Raw genomic sequence first — 2,730 nt, 5'->3', positions numbered from 1 at the left:
GCTCCGCCGAGAACGTGCGTGCGGAAGGTCCGCGCCGCAGTGTCGCCATCCGACGCATGGAGCTGCGGCGTGACTGCCTTCCATTCCTCGCTGTCATTGTGCACGCGCGTGCTTCCCGGCCGGGGCGCCGTGATCTGCCGCGCGCGGGCCTCCACTTCGTCCTTCGTCGCACCCTTCAGGGTGACGTCCCAAATGAAGGCCCGCATGAACTGCGCCCGGTCGATCTCGCCGAACAGGAACTGCTCATAGGCATCGACCCAATCGATTTGGGCCAGAAGGTCGGACCGGCCGCGCCGTCCGAGATCATTGATCCGGAAGTAGAAGCACTCGCCGTCGGTGAAGGTTTCTCGGATCCGGCGGGCCGTGGCGCCGAAGACCTCTTCAGGCCCTATAACGATGATCCGGTACCGCCGCTGCTGGCCGCGGTTATCCCGGCAGGTCACGATGCCGATCGGCTGCTCGGAATTGTCCGGGTCGAAGACCACAGTCTCGATCAGGGAGGGATCCAGCGTGCCGAGCCGGACGTGACCGTTGAACTCGTTCACGAACACCGGCCAGCACAGCTCGCCGTTCAGCGCCAGCAGCCGCATCCGGCGCGGCAACGTCATGTCCATGCTGTTGATCGGATCGCTCCAGAAGGCGTTCAGCCATTTCTGGACATCCGGATCGCTGGACTCCAGCGTCACGCCTTCCGCCAGCAGGTAAGCAATCGGCAGCTCGATCAGTCGATTGGCCAGCAGGTTGGCTTCCCACACGTAGGCAGCCATCTCCCGCATGCGCCGTTGCGTGACCGGTGAGAGGTCGCGTTTGGCGTCGCCGGTGATCCGGCGCCAGCTGTCCTCGTCGTCGTCGACCGTGACGCCGACAGCTTCTCGCACCGCGGCCGTCTCGGCGATCGGCGGATCTTCCTCGGCGCCAATGCCGACCAGGCGGGCCAGCCCACGAAACGGATTCATTGCAACCTCCGGCCAAAGAGCGGGGTGTGATTGCGCGGCAGCAGGCGCGCGGTCGGACGCTCGGCCTCGGCCTGCGTCGCGTAGGTGTCTTCAGCAGGGTCGATCGTCTCGCCAGCCGGCGGGGGAACCTCCTGCATCGTCGCGGTGTAGAAATTGAGCAGCGCCACTCCAGCATCGCCATGGCGCCGGCCGCCGTCGCTGCCCTCGTTGCGGATGTCGCGCGGGATCTTGCCCACACCGCCGACCATCCGAAACTGTCGCAGGTCGTCCCGGACATCGATGTCCGCCGGCAGCAGGATCGAGCGATCCTCGAATGCCGCCCGAAACCGCGGGGAGTTTTCCCGGTACCAGGCGTCGTTCGCCATCAGCTCGGTGACCCGATGCTGCCCGAACTTCTGGCGGGTCTCCTGGGCCAGGACCATGCCGTTGCCGTTGGCGTCCAGGATCGCAGCGCGCAGATCGCGCAGCTGGCCGGCGATGAAGAACAGCGCTTGCTTCTGCTGGTCGTAGGGGCAGCTCCGCAGCTCCACGATCAGCGGGACGTGGCGCACCAGGTCGCCGGCTGTATAGCCAATCGCGATACAGGTTCGGTCCTGCCGCATGGCGAAGTCTTCGCCGATCGCCGTTTGCAGAGGCGCCAGCGCGACCAGGTGCTGGGCAACGGTCTCCTCCAGCCAGGCCTGCATGGTCGCCCGCCGGATCTCTTCCGGTGCATCCACGAAGTCCGTGGTCGGCGGCTCCCACCTTTCGACCTTGTACTCACGGGTGCTGCAGGCCTCGATCAAGGCAAGCGGCAGCATTACGCCTTCGCCTTCACGCGGGACGGCATCCAGCTCCTCGCGCATGGCCTCGATCCGCGTGCCGTAGCTCCGCCGGACCTTGCGATACCACTCGGCCTTGCCCTCGGCCGACGCGGTCCAGTTCCGCAGCAGGCAAACCCGCTCGTACAGACCGTTGGCAACAGCTTCGTCGAACGTGATGCGATGGATCGAATAGTCGTAGCGCCCTTCGCGGGTCTCTTTGATCAGCTCGTTGAACGCGTTCAGGACGCCGTTGTGCGTGGAGATGATCCGGATCTTGCCGCCCCAAATAAGCAGGGCGTTGCAGGCGTCGATGACGCCACGCACGTTCGGATGGAACGCTGCCTCGTCGATGATCACCCGACCCTGCAGGCCTCGGATGTTCGCCGGCCGGCTCGATAGGGCGCAGATCTGGAAGCCCGAGGCGAAGCGGATCCGGTACGCCTGGATCTGCCGAGAGCTGCCATCCTCCTGGACGTCGTCGAACAGGAAGTCCTCCACCGACAGCAGCTCTGCGGCGACGTTGCGCGCGAACTTCGCGCACGTCCCGATGAACTCCAGGCCCTTCTCCTTGGTGTCGCCGATGTAGAAGGTGTTGTCTCCGCCGGCTGTGGCGCTGGCCGCGCCGATCAGGGTGCTAGCCAGGGCCTCGGCGAAGGTGATGCCGGTCCGGCGGCCCTTCTCGGCGAGCTTCAGGTCGGACTCGTCGGAGACCCACTCCACCTGGTGGGCCATAAGAATGCCGTCCGCCAGAGGATCGAGATCGTCTGGCGGCAGCACTCCTAGGGGAAGATCGTCGATCGGCGATGGCGGAGGCGGCATCGCCGAGGTGGGGAGCTGCTCGCTCATGCGGACTGGACTTTCACGCCGAGAATGTCGCGACGGAGCTGCGCTAGGCGCTCGGCCGACAGGCCTTTACCTTCGCCGGCCGACTGCGCGTCTCGCTGCGCCTGGTCAAACAGCTTGGCGGCCTC

The 2,730-nt window shown here is 65.8% G+C and carries 2 protein-coding genes; both read right to left on the bottom strand.

The annotated features are described in order from the left end of the window. On the bottom strand, window positions 1–956 hold a 956-nt coding region (locus BLS34_RS25135; RefSeq protein WP_215906219.1), incomplete at its 3' end, for a hypothetical protein. After that, complete coding sequence (locus BLS34_RS25130; RefSeq protein ID WP_139189500.1) at window positions 953–2,605, bottom strand: hypothetical protein; 1,653 nt, start codon at window positions 2,603–2,605, stop codon at window positions 953–955. The genes BLS34_RS25130 and BLS34_RS25135, both read right to left, overlap by 4 nt. Window positions 2,606–2,730: the final 125 nt, after the last annotated feature.

The sequence above is a fragment of the Thalassobaculum litoreum DSM 18839 genome, assembly GCF_900102465.1.
In the GTDB taxonomy this organism is placed as follows: domain Bacteria; phylum Pseudomonadota; class Alphaproteobacteria; order Thalassobaculales; family Thalassobaculaceae; genus Thalassobaculum; species Thalassobaculum litoreum.
Note: the sequence above shows the minus strand (reverse complement) of the source record. Positions and strands in the feature narration are given on the sequence as shown.